Source organism: Brevibacillus gelatini, from assembly GCF_003710935.1.
GTDB classification, from domain to species: Bacteria; Bacillota; Bacilli; order Brevibacillales; family Brevibacillaceae; genus Brevibacillus; species Brevibacillus gelatini.
In genome coordinates this window covers 12659-28912 of sequence record NZ_RHHS01000063.1, presented here as the reverse complement: position 1 = coordinate 28912, position 16254 = coordinate 12659, and the positions used below count along the sequence as shown (strand labels likewise).

At 53.9% G+C, this 16254-nt stretch carries 14 protein-coding genes; 7 read left to right on the top strand and 7 right to left on the bottom strand.

Annotated features, from left to right (window positions below; translation table 11 throughout):
* Positions 1 to 21: 21 nt before the first annotated feature.
* The 4 genes from rfbF to EDM57_RS22160 form a co-directional block, all read right to left on the bottom strand.
* Entirely contained in the window at positions 22 to 789 is a 768-nt protein-coding gene (gene rfbF, locus EDM57_RS22175) for a glucose-1-phosphate cytidylyltransferase (protein ID WP_122906849.1), read from the bottom strand.
* Entirely contained in the window at positions 786 to 1889 is a 1104-nt protein-coding gene (gene rfbG / locus EDM57_RS22170; protein WP_122906848.1) for a CDP-glucose 4,6-dehydratase, read from the bottom strand. The genes rfbF and rfbG overlap by 4 nt, the downstream gene beginning before the upstream one ends.
* Complete coding sequence (locus tag EDM57_RS22165; RefSeq protein ID WP_122906847.1) at positions 1886 to 3256, bottom strand: sugar phosphate nucleotidyltransferase; 1371 nt, start codon at positions 3254 to 3256, stop codon at positions 1886 to 1888. The genes rfbG and EDM57_RS22165 overlap by 4 nt, the downstream gene beginning before the upstream one ends.
* 180 nt (positions 3257 to 3436) lie before the next feature.
* Positions 3437 to 4285, bottom strand: a complete 849-nt coding sequence (locus EDM57_RS22160; RefSeq protein ID WP_122906846.1) for a hypothetical protein — start codon at positions 4283 to 4285, stop codon at positions 3437 to 3439.
* A 215-nt stretch (positions 4286 to 4500) separates the two neighbouring features.
* On the opposite strand from EDM57_RS22160, the gene EDM57_RS22155 reads away from it, so the two are divergent.
* Complete coding sequence (locus EDM57_RS22155; RefSeq protein WP_122906845.1) at positions 4501 to 5349, top strand: DUF1698 domain-containing protein; 849 nt, start codon at positions 4501 to 4503, stop codon at positions 5347 to 5349.
* A 194-nt stretch (positions 5350 to 5543) separates the two neighbouring features.
* A complete protein-coding gene (locus EDM57_RS22150) occupies positions 5544 to 6731 on the top strand; it encodes a glycosyltransferase family 2 protein (RefSeq protein ID WP_122906844.1) in 1188 nt (395 codons plus the stop codon).
* A gap of 6 nt (positions 6732 to 6737) precedes the next feature.
* Here the strand turns inward: EDM57_RS22150 and EDM57_RS22145 are convergent, their stop codons facing one another.
* Positions 6738 to 7082: a DUF1360 domain-containing protein gene (locus EDM57_RS22145; RefSeq protein WP_122906843.1), complete on the bottom strand. Its 345-nt coding sequence runs from the start codon at positions 7080 to 7082 to the stop codon at positions 6738 to 6740.
* A 93-nt stretch (positions 7083 to 7175) separates the two neighbouring features.
* Between EDM57_RS22145 and EDM57_RS22140 the strand changes: the two genes are divergently transcribed.
* Entirely contained in the window at positions 7176 to 8279 is a 1104-nt protein-coding gene (locus EDM57_RS22140) for a peptidoglycan-binding protein (protein WP_122906842.1), read from the top strand.
* Between the two features lie 55 nt (positions 8280 to 8334).
* Here EDM57_RS22140 and EDM57_RS22135 read toward each other — a convergent pair whose 3' ends face one another.
* A complete protein-coding gene (locus tag EDM57_RS22135) occupies positions 8335 to 9939 on the bottom strand; it encodes a hypothetical protein (RefSeq protein WP_122906841.1) in 1605 nt (534 codons plus the stop codon).
* A gap of 143 nt (positions 9940 to 10082) precedes the next feature.
* Here EDM57_RS22135 and EDM57_RS22130 point away from each other — a divergent pair, with 143 nt between their 5' ends.
* The 4 genes from EDM57_RS22130 (at position 10083) to EDM57_RS22115 (ending at position 16035) form a co-directional block, all read left to right on the top strand.
* Positions 10083 to 10964 carry a glycosyltransferase family 2 protein gene (locus tag EDM57_RS22130; protein ID WP_122906840.1) on the top strand — a complete coding sequence of 294 codons (882 nt, stop codon included), beginning with the start codon at positions 10083 to 10085 and terminating at the stop codon, positions 10962 to 10964.
* Positions 10965 to 11072: 108 nt separating this feature from the next.
* Positions 11073 to 12275: a BMQ_0737 family morphogenetic spore coat protein gene (locus tag EDM57_RS22125; protein WP_122906839.1), complete on the top strand. Its 1203-nt coding sequence runs from the start codon at positions 11073 to 11075 to the stop codon at positions 12273 to 12275.
* Positions 12276 to 12430: 155 nt separating this feature from the next.
* Positions 12431 to 15361, top strand: coding sequence for a hypothetical protein (locus tag EDM57_RS22120; protein WP_122906838.1), 2931 nt, complete (start codon positions 12431 to 12433; stop codon positions 15359 to 15361).
* Positions 15362 to 15648: 287 nt separating this feature from the next.
* Positions 15649 to 16035 (top strand): M67 family metallopeptidase, encoded by a 387-nt coding sequence (locus tag EDM57_RS22115; protein WP_122906837.1) that lies wholly within the window; start codon positions 15649 to 15651, stop codon positions 16033 to 16035.
* A 45-nt stretch (positions 16036 to 16080) separates the two neighbouring features.
* Here EDM57_RS22115 and EDM57_RS23500 read toward each other — a convergent pair whose 3' ends face one another.
* Positions 16081 to 16254 carry a hypothetical protein gene (locus EDM57_RS23500; RefSeq protein WP_170163494.1) on the bottom strand — a complete coding sequence of 58 codons (174 nt, stop codon included), beginning with the start codon at positions 16252 to 16254 and terminating at the stop codon, positions 16081 to 16083.

The window sequence follows — 16254 nt, the reverse complement described above, 5'->3', positions numbered from 1 at the left end:
CCTTTGCTTTGTCCTCGTCTGCTACTTCCACTCCGCTTTTCCACTTCTCCATAGAGACTCCAGGTAATTTTTGTCGCGCATCGTGTCCATCGGATGCCAAAAGCCCGTATGCCGATACGCGGCCAGATTTCCTTCCTGCGCCAACGTCTCCAGCGGTTCCTGCTCAAATACCGTCGTGTCGTCTGCGAGATAGTCAAAAACCTCTGGCTGCAAAACGAAAAATCCGGCATTGATCCAGCCTCCGTCGCCATTCGGCTTTTCCCGGAAACCGTTGACCTGTCCGTCGGCAGAAAGGTCGAGCGCCCCAAATCTTCCGGGAGGCTGCACAGCGGTAATTGTCGCCAGCTTGCCATGGGACTGATGAAAGGCAACGAGTGCGGCGATGTCAATGTTGCCTACTCCATCGCCGTAGGTGAGCATAAACGGCTCGTCGCCAATGAACGGCTGAATGCGCTTGATCCGGCCGCCCGTCATCGTATCCTTGCCTGTATCGATCAAAGTAACCCGCCACGGGTCGCGGCAGCCATTGTGCAAGATGACTTCATTTCCCTGGCGAAAATCAAACGTCACATCCGACTGGTGCAAAAAATAATGGGCGAAATACTCTTTCATCATATAGCCTTTGTAGCCAAGGCAAATCACGAAGTCATTGTACCCGTACCTGGAGTAGATGGACATGATATGGCAAATGATCGGTTTATCCCCGATTTCAATCAGGGGCTTCGGCCGAAGCTGTGATTCTTCGCCGATTCGCGTGCCGTATCCGCCAGCCAGTATGACGACCTTCACGGCCCCCCCTCCTTCCTGTATTGCTCAATGTGCGCCAGGCACACTTGCCGCGTGTCTTCGTTTTGCTGGTAGGCTCTTGTCCATTCCACGATGCGATCCAGCGCCTGCTCGACCGTCCAGTGCGGCCGCCAGCACAGCAGCTCTCTCGCCTTGGTGCTGTCCAGCTTCAGGAATGTCGTCTCATGGTAGGCGACGCGCTCTGCGATGTGATAGGTTGCCTGTGCTCCCCATTTTGCACACAGCCGCGCAGCCAGCCACTCGACGGTTTTGGCATCGTCTGCATTCGGCCCGAAATTCCAGCTCGACGAGTAGCGCGGAGCGTCTTCGTACAGCTTTTGCGCGAGCAACAAATAGCCGTGCAGCGATTCCAGTACATGCTGCCAGGGGCGGATCGCATGTGGCTGGCGAAGCTGGATCGGCTTGCCGCCTAGCAGACTGTCCAGCAAATCGGGAACCAGTCGGCCAGGCGTAAAGTCACCACCGCCGATGACATTTCCTGCCCGTGCCGTTGCAATCCCGATGGGCGGCATCTTTTCCTGCGCTTCTCCCCCCTGAAAAAAGGAAGCCCGGTAGCAGGCGGTCACCAGTTCCGCGCACGCCTTGCTGTTCGAGTACGGATCGTGCCCGCCCAGCGTGTCCACCTCCCGATACCCCCACGTCCACTCCTTGTTTTCGTAGCATTTGTCGGTAGTGACGTTGACGAGCACCCTGATCGGAATGCCTGTCTCTCGCGCAGCACGAACTGCTTCCAGCAAATAGACCGTGCCCATCACATTCGTCTCGTATGTGGCGACAGGCTCGACGTACGACACCCCGACCAGCGGCTGGGCAGCCATGTGGATGACGATGTCGGGACGGGCTGACAGCAGCGTATCCGTCAGCTTTTTGCGTTCGCGGATGTCGCCTGTCACGGAATGAATCAACGAGTCGATGCTGCATAGCTCATATAAACTGGGCTTTGTCGGCGCCGGCAGCGCATATCCAGTCACCTGTGCGCCGAGCGTATGCAGCAAAAGGCACATCCACGCGCCTTTGAAGCCGGTATGCCCTGTCAGAAACACTTTTTTTCCTTGCCAAAAGGTCGCGTCTGGCCGCATCATGCTTCCCTGACCATTTCCATAATGTCGTGCCAGCTCATGCCCAGCCGCACAATGTCGTCCTCGACCAGCTTGCTGCCCATTTGCACCTCGATAATATCCAGGTCGCTGACCGCCTTGATCGCATGCTTGGCGCCTACCGGGATTTCGACCACATCGCCCGGCTTGACGCGACGCAGACGGTCATTCAGGACAAAATCGCCCTCGCCCTCCACGATCATCCAGACTTCGCTGCGAAAGTGATGGTATTGGTAGCTCAAATTTTTTCCCGCGTGCAGGTGAAGCTGCTTGGTCAACACCCCGACCTTGTCGTTCATTTTCTGAAACTGCAAGACGTGGTACCAGCCCCATCTGCGCTCTTCGAACATCGGCCGCCGCGACCAGTCGTTGGCGATGTCTTTGACGACATGGCTTTTGTCTTTTGCCGCGACCAGAATCCCGTCCGGGCTGGCAGCTACCACGACATCAGAGACGCCAATCGTGACAATCGGCAAGTCCAACTCATTGATGACGTGCGTGTTGGTACTCTCTACCAGGTGCACTTGCCCAACCGAGCTGTCGCTCATCTCTTCTGTCAATGTGTTCCACGTCCCAAGGTCCTTCCAGTGGCCTTCGTATGGCACGACCACGACATGCCTGGCTTTCTCGACAATCTCGTAATCAAAGCTGATTTTCGGCAGTTCCAGATAGCGCGCAGCCAGCTCGTCGTAGTCGACGGGCAGCTTTCTCTTCTGCAATTCGCCCAGCAAATAGCCCAGGCGAAACGCAAAGACGCCGCAATTCCACAGCGCGCCCTGCGCAAGCAGCCTGTTTGCTGCCTCCACAGAAGGCTTCTCGGTAAAACGCTCGACCTGCAGAGAGCTTTGCGGGCCGCTTTTTTTCTGGACCGGAATGATATAGCCGTACTTGGTGGAAGGATACGTCGGCGCGACTCCCATCAACGCAAGCTCTGCTTTCGATTCCATGATGACGCGCTCCAGACTTTTGAGCTTTTGAAAAAAATGGTCCTCCACAAACGAATCGACGGGCATGACGGTGACAACCTCGTCTGGCCCCAGGTGCTCGACACTGTGCAAATAGCTTGCAATCAAGGCAATCGCGGGAAACGTATCCCTTTTTTGCGGCTCCAAAATCAAGGGCACATTCGGCCCCAGCTGGTTGTAGATGAGATCCACCTGCGATTGACTCGTCGAAATATAGGCCATATCCAGGCATTGATTGGCGGCAAGCTGCCTCCACACCCGCTGAACCATGGACTCCGGCTCGCTTTCCCCGTTGCGAATCAGCTTCAAAAACTGCTTGGAACGAACATCGTTGGAGAGCGGCCACAGTCTTTTGCCCGAACCGCCCGACAGCAACACCAGTTTCATCCAGGCCACCTCTGTCCGTTATACTTCATGCATGCATCATCATATGAAACGATGATAGAGGATGACCGTTTTGCGAGTGAAAATGGTCTGTTCACCCGCTTTTTTCACGCAAACCGCGCCTGCCAGACAAAAGCCCCGACGCGATTGGTCGGGGCATGGTCTCTAGCGGATGGCATCGCCTCACGTCTGCTCGGTCCACCTGCGTGCGGCGTAGTCGTAAAAGTAGATTCCCGGCTCATGCGGAATGTGCGGGAACCAGAAGTCTTTCATGTAGCTTTTGGCCGTCAGCCCTTGAAAATGCAGCGAATACAGCCGCTTGAATGTACCGCTGGCCAAATCCTTGCAGAAAAGCTTCCCGTCGATCGCATACACTTTTTTCTTTCCTGCCAGACTCTCGGCCCAGAGCGGGCGATTCACATTTTCGTCGAAAAAGGCATCGCCAAACGACCCGTGCGTATGCTGCCTGCCGGAGTAAGAGCGGAAGTAAAGCAGGAAAAGCACCATATCCGACACAAGCGGCACCCCTTCGATCACCTGGTCGAATTCGAGCGTCTTTTGCACGAGCACCGGAAACATTTGCGGGTTCACAAAATATTGCATCGTCATGTTGCAGAAGCGATCCAGCGTATTCAAGTCTATGAAACTTGTCCACGCGAACTCCATGGAAAACGATTGAAACTCAGGCTGATTGACGTTGGCGTAGAGCATCACGTCCGAGTCGAGGTAAAAACAGCTTTGCAGCCCGTTTTTGCGCATGAAGTCGCGGAGAATAAACCAGCGCTGAAAACAGAACAGATTATATCCGTAGCTCATGACATGCATGTGTCGATACACCTTCGCAAACATTTGCGCCGCCTGCATGTACGAATCCAGCGGAACATGGATGATGCCTGGAGCAGCGTGTTTGCGGTTCGCCTCTTTGCCGAGCAGGTAGACGGGAGATTGGGGGTTGCTGAGCTTTGCTTGCCGCAAGCTGTAGGCTAAATAGTCGTCATCGCCCCTGTGCATGAAAATGATAGGCAAGGACATCGGTGCACCCCTCCTGTTCAGTCATTTTCCTTCACTTTATGCGCCTTCTGCTGCGGCGGAAACGGCCACTGCTTGTGCCTGCTGCCTAAATCCCCCTTCCTGTACGAGAGATTGGGGGATTACACCTGTTTCCCGCTATCTGCCGCGTTCATATCGTAATGTAGCATGATCGCATTTTTGCATGGACTGCCGATTTTCTCGAAGGAGGGACATGAGTGGGAGGAAGATGGACAGACGATGAGATTTTGGCCGAGATCAGCAAGCGCACATGGTATCACAAGATTCAACTGCGACCCGGCATCGCCACTCCCGGCCTGAAAATTTTGGAACCGCTCTGGGAGAGCACGCGCAAGTCCAGGGCGCATATCAACTACGCCGGTAAACGCGTGCTGGACATTGCCAGCTTTGACGGGATGTGGGCCTTCGAGGCGGAGCAGCTCGGCGCGTCGCTTGTCGTCGCTACTGATTGCATGCAGCCCTTGTACTCCAACTTTGAGTTGTGCAAAGACATTCTCGGCAGCAAGGTCATTCCGATGTACAACGTTTCGCCGTACAACCTGTGGGATGGCCTGAAAGTGCTGCTCATGGACGATTTCACCGTTCCGCTGCCGTTCCCGCAGCAAATCCGCCACAACCTGTTCGATATTGTCCAGCATACGGGTCTTCTCTATCATGTGCGCGATCCGCTGTGGACACTGTCGCAAGCGCGCAGCGTCATCAAGACAGGCGGACATCTGCTTTTGGAGACCGCCTGCATCCTGGACGACAACGAATCAAAAATGATCTACAACGGCCCTCCCGGCAACATGACCCGAATCTACCACGACATCACCACCTACTGGGTGCCTTCCATCCGCTGCTTGCGGGAAATGCTCGCCAGCACGCTTTTTGAAGTCTTGCCGCAAAGCATTTCGACGATCAGCTCCGGAATCAAAAACAACTATCCGATCGGCCGCGTCAGCATGGTCGCAAGAGCGATCAGCGGGCGAGAAACCGCCGCCGATTCGTACGCGGAGCTTTTGCGCATTTACCGCAATCCGGGCCTGGTGCCTGACTACCTGTAATGGCTGCATTGTTGTTGGACAGACAACCGGGTGTGCGCTCCCACTTCCTCGCAGGGGGCGGCACACCTTGTTGCTTTTTGCTGCCCCCCAAAAATTAAGAAATGTATCCCGACGCAAAAGACGATTCTTGTACATATTCTATTGCAGGCGTGCTGTTTTTTGCTGCGCTGACTTCTTGGAAAGGAGTGACAGAAGTGTCTAGTGGACAGTTGCCTCTCGTCAGTATCGTAACCCCTTCCTTCAACCAGGCAAAATTTATTCGCGAAACGATTAACAGTGTGCTTCTCCAGGACTACCCGAATCTGGAGATGATCGTAATCGACGGCGGGTCGACAGACGGTACACTCGCCATCCTGCAGGAATACGCCAGTGCGGACAGCCGCTTCCGATATATTTCCGAGCCGGACAACGGGCAATCTCATGCGCTCAACAAAGGATTTACCATGTCACAAGGAACGATCATCGGCTGGCTCAACTCGGACGACACCTATCTTCCCGGAGCGATTCGCAAGGCTGTCACCGCCCTTTTGCAGCACCCGGCTTGGGGAATGGTTCATGGGAAATGCCGGGTCATCAACGAACAAGGCCAGGCCGTCCAGACATTTCCGTCCTCGCACGCCGATGCCAAGCAACTGTTCTACTCCTGCTGCATCTGCCAGCCTGCAGCTTTTATTCGCCGCAACGTAATCGCGCAGATGGGGGGCGTGGACGAAAAGCTGCATTTTTGCATGGACTACGAACTGTGGATGCGGATCGCCAAGTTTCATCAGATCGGCTTCGTCCCGGAGTTTTTTGCCAACGCACGCATCCACTCCACTTGCAAGTCGACAACCCAATGGCACTCGGTCGGAATTCCGGAAGTGTTCAAGTCGCTTGCCAAGCATTATTCGAGCATTCCCAGCGGTTGGGTGTCACACGTCTCGCAATATCGCGGGATGGGCGTCATTGACCTGTTGAAAATATACAAGTCGTTCCCTTCCAACTCGGCACATGTCACAAGCATCAACCGTTTTCCCGGCTCATGGGCTCCCCCAGTCCTGCGCATTATCGTCCAGTCGGATCGTGCCAATCCCGCTCACATCCTGCTCATCAAAGGCAAGGTTCCCACAGCCCGTACCAAGCTGGAAAAACCTTTTCACCTGACTGCGCTCGTCAACGGGGCGCGCGCCAAGACGTTTACCGTGGAAAAATCGCAGTTCGCCCTGGAAATTCCGCTTGATCCACGCACGAACGTTCATAGCGTAGACATCGCTTCTTCGCTCATCACGCCAGCATCTGTCCCGTCCTTGCAAAACAAGCTGGTCGGCGGCTATCTGGCCGAAGAAGTGATTCCGCTCACCCACGATGAATTCATCGTGTACCATACGTTTTCCAGAGCGTGACAGACTTCACATGTACAGTCTCGTTTCAATCACGGCCGCCGCTCCTGCAATTGCCAGCAGGAGCAGAATGGGATAGGCGGCTGGTACATACGCGTACACCGCAACGGTCAAGACTGCCGTCCAGATTCCTACGCACCAGTGGCAACTGAGCAGCTCGCCAATCCAGCGGCGCACTTTTCCCCCTTTGAACCGATACTGGCGGTTCATTTGCCCGGTGTCGTCGGGTTCATACACGATGGTAAAAAATGGCTCGCGCAAAAAAGAAGTGATTTCGTCATACACGATCAAATGGGTGAGACGAAAGCTGGCCAGCACGAGAATGACCAGGTCAATCCACGAGATGCCAAACATCGACTTTTCCCTCTTTCCAATATTTTGTGGTTTTCTTCGCCGTTGAATCTCGAGTACCATGAGAAGACGACATCCAGAGAAAGGCGTGATGACATGAATCGCAACATTTCGAAGATTGCAGCTATCCTTTCCCTGTCCGTCACCTTCACCATGATCGGACAACCAGCTTTTGCAAAAACGACTTTTACCCCTCTGAAAAAAGGGATGAATAATGCGCGGGTGCTCGAAGTGGAAAAAATGCTCGACGCCCTGAACTTCGACCGCAAGCTGAAAGTAGACAAGCTTTATACCGCTGATACCGTGTACAACGTCAAGCAATTTCAAAAGAAATACAAGCTCAAGCAAACAGGAATCGTCAACAAGGCGACCTACGACAAGCTGAAAAAGACGTACAATGCCCTCAAGAAAAAGCCGGCACCAAAGCCGCAAGCACCTGCCAAGCCTGCCCAACCAGCCGATCAGGCAGTGACGCTCAAGCTTGGTTCCACTGGCGAACGGGTCAAGGATTTGCAAAAGATGCTCGCTGATCTGGGCTACAAGGTAACTGCGACAGGCAAATACGACGAATCGACCCGTTTTGCCGTCATGTTGTTCCAGTCCCGCAACAAGCAAACCCTGACGGGTGAAGCCGATGCGAAGACGTACAAAGCAATCGAAACTCAGCACAAGAACAACAAGAACCAACCGAAGCCAACACCAGAACCAACACCAGCACCAACGCCGAAGCCGCCAGTAACTCCGGCTCCGACCCCAAGCCAGCCGGAAACACCGCAAAAGCCGGACACAGGCACACAAGTACCGTTGCCTGCCGAGCTTACGGCAGATGAGAAACAAATGGTGCAGTTGGTGAACCAGGAACGTACAAGCCGTGGACTCGCTCCGTATCAGGTAGACATGCAGCTGGTCAAGGTAGCGCGCGTCAAGGCGCAGGAAATGGTAGCCAAGGGCTACTTCAGCCACACCTCTCCAACTTACGGCTCGCCTTTCCAGATGATGGACACCTTTGGTATTCATTATATTGCCGCTGCTGAAAACATTGCCCAAAATCCGTCTGTCAGCGGTGCCCATCAAATGTTCATGAACTCTTCGGGCCACAAGGCGAACATCGTCAGCCCTACCTACGACTACGTCGGGATTGCTGTCGTGGACGGCGGTCCGCACGGAAAAACGTTTGTGCAAATGTTTTTGAAAAAGTAATGCTCATCGAATGCAAAAGCCATCATTTCGCTTGCGAAATGGTGGCTTTTTTTGCTCAGAACGACACAGCGATCCGGTTGTTGGCGGAAAAATGCACCGATTGATCGTTGCAGAGGACGATTCCTTCTACAACGATTGCTTTTCCTGACTCCTGCTTCAGGAAGGAAACCTGGAAATTTTGAAACGCTTCTGCCGACTGCGGCGGGATTACCACCGGCTGGATCGGCGCAATCCAGTATTCGCCCCGCTCCATCGCCTGCGTGAACCAGTCGTCGTCAAGGTATCTCCAGCCCTTCAAGCCGTTGCTTCCTTGCACCGCCAACGTCTCCACGAGTTTTGGCGGCAAAATCTGTCCGCCCATCTTGATCGAATCGGCAGGAGTCACCCGCAGGCACACAATCGGATTGTACAGCACCTCTGTCCCTGTGTTTTTGACCTGCAGCGTGCCGATGAGCAGGTACGGCTTCTCGGCTGAGTCCGAATGGATCAGCGTGTAGTCGAAAAATACTTCGGCCGCGATCCGTCCCTGTGCCTGGACAGTCGGCTTTGCTACGATTGGAACGGGGGCATTTGCTTGTGCTGTTGCTTTGGGTTGCTCCACGGTTTCTGATTGCTTCGCTGCTTCTGCTGGCTCCACTGCTCCCGCTTGCTTCTCCGCTTCTGCCTGCTCCACCGCTCCTGCTTGCACCGCTGGCTCTGCCTCCTCCACAGTTTCCTCTTGCAAAGCTGCCTCTGCCTGCTCCACAGTCCCCGCTTGCACCGCTGCCTCTGCCTGCTCCACTGCTCCCGCTTGCAAAGCTGCCTCTGCCTGCTCCACTGCTCCCGCTTGCGCCGCCGCTTCTGCCGACTCCACTACGTCCGTCTGCCCTGCGTTTTCTTCTTTTGCCCCACGCTCATCGGCATGCACTGCTCCCCGATCAAGCAGCATCTCTACTTCATTGAGCAGCTCCACTTTGTCATCTGTACCCGGCCATGCCTCAACACGGCTTGGTTGGGATGGCCATACGCTGGAATAAAACAGCTTTAAAATGTTCGGCGGCAGATAGGCCAGCGGCTGAATGCGCAAGCCGCTTTGCATATACTCCAAAATGCCCGAGGCGAGGTAAAACGCAATCTTTTCGCTATACGCCCTGCGCCGGTATACTTCGGTATGCAGCGGAATTTGCAGTTGGACGTGCACGATTCCACTATTTTGCTTCGCGCCTTTGCTCACCTTTTGCTGGCAAGGGATTCCCGTCTGCTTCAACTCTGCCTGCAGGCATCTGATGAGCTCTCTTTGCCGCTCGCTTTCAGGCGGGTACAGAACCAGCCGCGGTTTTTCCAGCTGCCGCAGTTCCTTCATGCTGAATCGGATCGCGATGTCGGTATTTTTGGCGAGGGCGAGGTTGTTTTTGGCCAGCACGACCTCCATGCCATAATCGGAAACAAACCGCTGTACCTTGCCCAGCACCTCCCATTCATAGGCTGTTTCTGTGGCAGAGCTTCCCGTGAAGAGAGCGCAAACCTTGCCCTTCAATCCCGAGTCCAGATCGATGCGCTTCTGCTTCGGGTCCCACTTCAATTGAAATCCGTTTTGCTTGCAAAATAATCGAAAAGCAGGCAGTGCCGCATACGGCATAGTCCCGCCACGCTGCCCGCTGTAATATACCTCGACGTCCATTTCCGTTCACTCCCTTACGACACTTCCTAAACTCGCTCCGCCATATTGTATGAACGCCCAGTGCCAAAAGTGAGCAATTTTGGCACTGGGCGTTCCTTCTCGGGCTGTATGGCATACCATGGCAACTAGAAAGGAGTGGTCATATGTCCGTCGAGCACCCGCCGCTGATCTCTATTATCATCCCTGTCAAAAATGAAGGAGACAATGTGCGCTCCACGATTACTTCCCTCGTCAATACAAGAACGAATATGAGCTATGAAGTCATCGTGGTCGATGATGCTTCTACAGATAACGGCTGTCATTTTTTACGCCAACAGGAAAACCCGAACATCAAGCTGATTACGACAGAAGGCATCGGGGCCGCAGCCGCGAGAAATCTGGGCGTGGAGCAGTCACGTGGAAAATATTTGATCTTTTGCGATGCTCACCTCACTTTTGAAAACTTTTGGATCGACCGCCTGCTGGAGCTGGTCCTCACGAAAAAGGCGGACGGTGTCGCCCCCGCCATCGCCTCCATGACAGAGCCGCACAAAATCGGCTACGGGCAAAAGCTCGATCAGAAGCTCGGCGTCGTCTGGAATCCGAATCCGCATCGCCCTTCTCCGGTCGCAATCCTGCCAGGGGGCTGCTTCCTCGTCACACGGGAAGCTTTTTTGAAGGTGGGCGGCTTTGATCGCGGCTTTCGCGTCTGGGGCTTTGAAGACATCGAGTTTTCCATCAAAATGTGGCTGTTCGGGTTCACCTGCCTGGTACATCCTTCCGTGAAAATTCTTCATTTGTTCCGGCAAACCCATCCGTACACGGTGGCTCATGAGCACATCTACTACAATATGCTGCGGATGGCGTACAGTCATTTTAACGAACAGCGGATCGAGGCGACGAAAAAGCTCATTGTGTACGCAGATGCAAACGAGATCGAAGACGATGTCCTGACCAGTGGCGCGGCAGCCCAGCGCATCCGTTACCTCGCCCAGAGAAAACGGGATGACAACTGGTTTTTCCAACAGTTCCAGATCCCGTTCTAACCTGTCCTTTCACCTAAAAAATAGGCATTCGTTGACAAGCAAATTTCCCCTTGCCCACATAGTATGTAACTGCAAAGCAAATCCCTCAGGAAAGGAAGGATTCATACGGTGAAACATCCTGTGAAGCCCATTATGGGTCGCCAGCTCCCTACACCGACGCCGACCGCCACTCCTCCTACTCCGAACAACCTTCAGGAAGAGTGCATTCGCGTCCAAAAGGTGTATGACTGGGTCGTTCTTGCTAACAGCTACCGAAACAAGATTGCCCTTCCCGACGATTGTCGAGCTCTTGTGGACGCAGCTATTCGTGCAGGGCAAGATATTACCATTTCGTGCGTGGAGCCTGTATCTCCCGGACCTACCTGCAATGTCGTCAGCATTCGCCGTGAAAACATCACCGTCAACGGAACCACCGTTCGCGTAGGTGTCGTCCGATTCGTGTTCAGTGCGACTGTTATCGTACGTGTTTTCGCAGACGGAACGCCACTCTGCGAATTTACGACAACCGTCCAGTTCGATCAGGAAGTCGTGCTCTGCCTGCCTGAACCGCTTAACGAGGACAACATCGTTTGCCGCATCAGCGCCCTGGAGTGCAGCCCAACCGGAAACGTTCTCCTTGGCGGCATGGTTCAACTCGATGTCATTGTCTGCGTGGAAATCCAGGTCGAAGCGGAAGTCAAACTGGAAGTGCTGGCCAAATTCTGCTCGCCACGTCCTAACAACATTCCTGTACCATCGCCAACACCTTCCTTCCGTTGCCCGCCGATCTCGTTCCCGCCGCAATGCCCGCCAATCTTCCCAGTTCGCAACTGCGATTGCCAGGCATCCGTGAACGCACTGATTCCGAACATTTCGATCAGTATCGGTATCCCGCTCGAAGTCGCCGTCGGTACAATTCAACTGATCGCCGACATCTGCCCAAGCTGCGATCCATCCAGCAGCTCGTTCACCTTTAACTTCTTTGACACTGTCATTACTGAACTGTTGGGCGACCAAAGCTTCAGCTTCTCGCCAACTTCGATCAGTTCGCCGACATGCATTACCGTCCTGCCAGGCATCGAGCTGTTGAGTGGTCTCGTCGTAACTGGTACCGGGGTAAGAACATTTACCGCAACCGGCGTCCAGGAGGTCATGACCTACTCGCTGACTCTCGCCGAAACCGGCCTCGGCCTGCCAGACGTCATCATCTTTACACTGACCGATTCCAACGGTGTCCTGGTCTTCACTGCCAACATCACTGTCGTTCCAGACGAGCAACTGCTGGTACGCGACTGCATCACCTTCCAGGATATCGTTATCACCTCACCATAAAGACGCTTCGCTCAAAAACTGTGTTTTACCGGGAGAAGACCATGGCTTCTCCCTTTTTTGCGTTTTTGCCTGCTCTACCAGGATACATGCACCATTTGGCATGCCTTACATATGTCTATAGAGGATCATCTTACGCAAAAAAGGAGGACAACACGGTGCTTAAAAAGAGAACCTCCAGCACAAAAAAGCCAAAAGCCGGAAACGAGAAGCTCCTTTTGCTGAAAAAACAGGCCTACTACTACGAAGACAAAGCAATCCAGCTAGGCCAGCGCGTCGCGGAGCTTGAAGAACAGATAGAAGCGCTCAGCCAGGAAAACCAGGAATACCGAATCCAACTGGAGGAATTGCAGCAGACACTTTCCACGCTGGACGAGAAAGCGATGGAATGGCAACAGTACACCGAACAGTCGCAAAAGCTGCTCACCGAGTTGGAGACGAAGCTCGACCATTACCAGAACCTGCTGCAGCAACGCGAAAAGGCCATTGCTGTCTATAAAGACCGGGAAGGCAAACTGAAACAAACGATCGAAGAGTTGCAACAAGAAATACACAACCTGGAACAGTCCCCGAGTCTGGCAGAGGCGCTCGCCAAGCATGAGGCCCAGGAAGCCCACTTGCGGGAGCATATCGAACTGCTGCAGCGCAAGGTCGAGAGCTTCGAGAAAAAAGAAGCGCAATGGGAAGAGCGGCTGTCTGAGTTGAAAGCAATCGAGTCTGCGAACGAGCAAGTGCTCAAGCAACTGGAAAGCGCGCGGCAAAAAGAAGCAGAATTGACGAAGGTGATCGCCTCCCAGGAGCAAATCCATGCCAAACTGCAGGAAGAGCAGCAACAGCAACGCAGTAATATGGAAGAACTGCTTGCGGAACGCGAGCAATTGCTTGCGACGATTACCCGGCTGGAGCAACAGGAACAATCATGGAAAAAAGCGTTTGACCATATGCACACCGAATACGAGAGCGCGCAGCAAATCGAGCAGGAGCACCTCACCCAGTTGGAGCACTTGCAAGAGCAACTGCAACAAAAGGATGCCGAGTTGCAAGCCGCTCGCCAAAGCTATCAGGAACTGAGCGATCAGCACGACCAGACGCTGCAGCAACTGAACACCGCTTCAGAGCAGCTCGAAGCCACTTCCCGACAACTCGCAGATACTTCTCAACAACTCGAAACGAACATCTCCCACTGGGAGCAGCAGGAGCAAGCCTGGAAACAGACCCTTGCGCAAAAAGACGCCGAGTTGCAAGCCACTCACCAGGCCTATCTGGAACTGAACGACAAGCACGACCAGACACTTCAACAACTGAACACCGCTTCCCAGCAACTCGATGAAATGAGCAAACAACTGGAAGAAGCAACGACGCAATGGCAAAACACCTCTTCCCAGCTCGATGCGACAACCCGCCAACTGGAGGCAACAACCGAACAACTCGAAGCCGCCCGCGACCAAGAAGCACAGCTTTTGACACAGCAGCAACAGCTCGAAGCGAATATCGCCCACTGGGAACAACAGGCGCACTCTTGGAATCTGACCCTGGAGCAAAAGGATGCCGAGCTGCAAACTGCTCAACAGGCTTATCAGGAACTGAGCGACCAGCACGACCAAACGCTGCAGCAACTAAGCACCGCTTCGCAGCAGCTTGATGAAATGAGCAAACAACTCGAAGACACCACCATGCAATGGCAAAGCACCTCTTCGCAGCTCGATGCTACAAACCACCAACTGGAGGCTGTAACCAAGCAGCTTGAGGATACTACCCAACAACTCGCAGATACTTCTCACCAACTCGAAGCCGCCCGCGACCACGAAGCACAGCTATTGGCGAAGCAGCAACAGCTCGAAGCGAGCATCTCCCACTGGGAACAGCAGGAGCATTCATGGAAACAGACCCTTGCGCAAAAAGACGCCGAGTTGCAAGCCACTCACCAAGCCTATCAGGAACTGAGCGACCAGCACGACCAGACGCTGCAGCAACTGAGCACCGCTTCGCAGCAACTCGATGAAATGAGCAAACAACTGGAAGAAGCAACGACGCAATGGCAAAACACCTCTTCCCAGCTTGATGCTACGACACGCCAACTGGAGGCAATAACCGAGCAACTCGAAGATACTTCCCACCAACTCCAAGCGGCACGCGATCACGAAGCACAACTTTTGACACATCAGCAACAACTCGAAGCGAGTATCGCGTACTGGGAACAACAGGAGCAAGCCTGGAAAATGACCCTTGCACAAAAAGACGCCGAACTCCAAACTGCTCAGCAGGCCTACCAGGAACTGGACGACAAGCACGACCAAGCGCTGCAACAGTTGCACACCGCTTCACTTCAGCTCGATGAAATGAGCAAAAAATTGGAAGAAACAACCACACAATGGCAAAGCACCTCTTCGCAACTCGATGCTACGACCCGCCAACTGGAGACGACAACAAAGCAGCTCGAAGATACTTTCCAGCAACTCGAAAACACTACCCAACAACTCGAAGCCACTTCAACCCAACTCGAATCCACTACCCAACAACTCGAAGCCGCCCGCAACCATGAAACACAGCTTTTGGCACAGCAGCAACAACTAGAAGCGAGCATCTCCCACTGGGAACAGCAGGAGCAATCATGGAAACAGACCCTTGCGCAAAAAGACGCTGAACTGCAAGCCGCGCACCAGACCTATCAGGAGCTGCGCGACAAGCACGACCAGACGCTGCAGCAGTTGCGCGACGCCGAAAGAAAGCTGGCCCAGCAGCAGGCGGATGAGAGCAGTTGGAACAAACGCCTCGAAGACACCATCCAGTCGTTTAAACAACAACTGATGGAAAAAGAAAAGCAGCTTGAACAAATCACCACCCAGGAGCTTGTCTTGAAAAAGACAGTCGCCGGACTGAAACAGCTTGTCAAGGAGCATCAGGAAAAAGAGGAGAAATACAGACAAGCCATAAAAGACTTCAGCCAAAAGGAAGCGCGGGCGAACAAGGCGTTGAGCCAGTTGCCAAGCAGCAGTCAGTCGACGGGGATCGTCTCTTCCTCTACTCCCTTGCCGTTCCAGATGCCGCCGTACACCCAGCAGGGGAACACATTCAACCCGTTCAAGTGACCTGCTCCAATGTGCGATAGCCGTTACCACTCGCAGCCTTGCTGAATAAAACATAGTACAGTACAGAAAGGGAGGGATATCCATGACACCAGATCAACTCCGCGCACTTTACAATCAACGCCAGCAACGCCCTGTTCACCAAGGCATGCGGCCGTTGGGAATGCCGCCATCGCCACTGCCAAAATCCGGGCCCGTGCACAACGTCAAGCCCTTTGTCCAAACCAAAACAACCGGGGGATGCTGCGGCAGGCGTTGGCGAGGCTAAGGCAATAAAAGTACCCTTTTCCATGACCCGTTCTGTGTGGGATGAAATGATCCGGCATTGCCAGGAAGAAAAACCGTATGAGGCATGCGGCCTGCTTTCGGGAAGGAACGGCAGCGCGCAAACGATCTGGCGGATGGAAAACATTTTGAAGCGCCCCGACGCTTTTGCCATGAACACACGGCAAATCCAGAAGGTGCTGCAAAAAATCGCTTTCCGGGGGGAAAAGCTGGTCGGAATTTACCATTCCCATCCAACTGCTCCGCCTGTTCCATCCATCGAAGACATCGCCTACGCCAACTATCCCGAAGCCGCCTATCTCATCGTCTCCCTTGCTTCGCCAAAACCTGCACTCGGATGTTACCGCATTTGGGGGGCAACCGCCTTTTCGTGCCCTCTCCAGCTTGAATAGAGTCCATCTATCCGATTCAGTCAAAAAAACAGGCAGAACGGCGGGTCATCGCTCCCGCTGTTCTGTCTGTTCCATTTTGGTGACGATCAGCCATTCACGCTGTTCCCAACTGACAAAATCATCCTCCCACAGCACCTGACACCGTTCCTCGTCGATGCTGATGACGACACCTCTGGCACCATCCTTCGCGAATACGACCAAATCCCCTACTTGAATCAC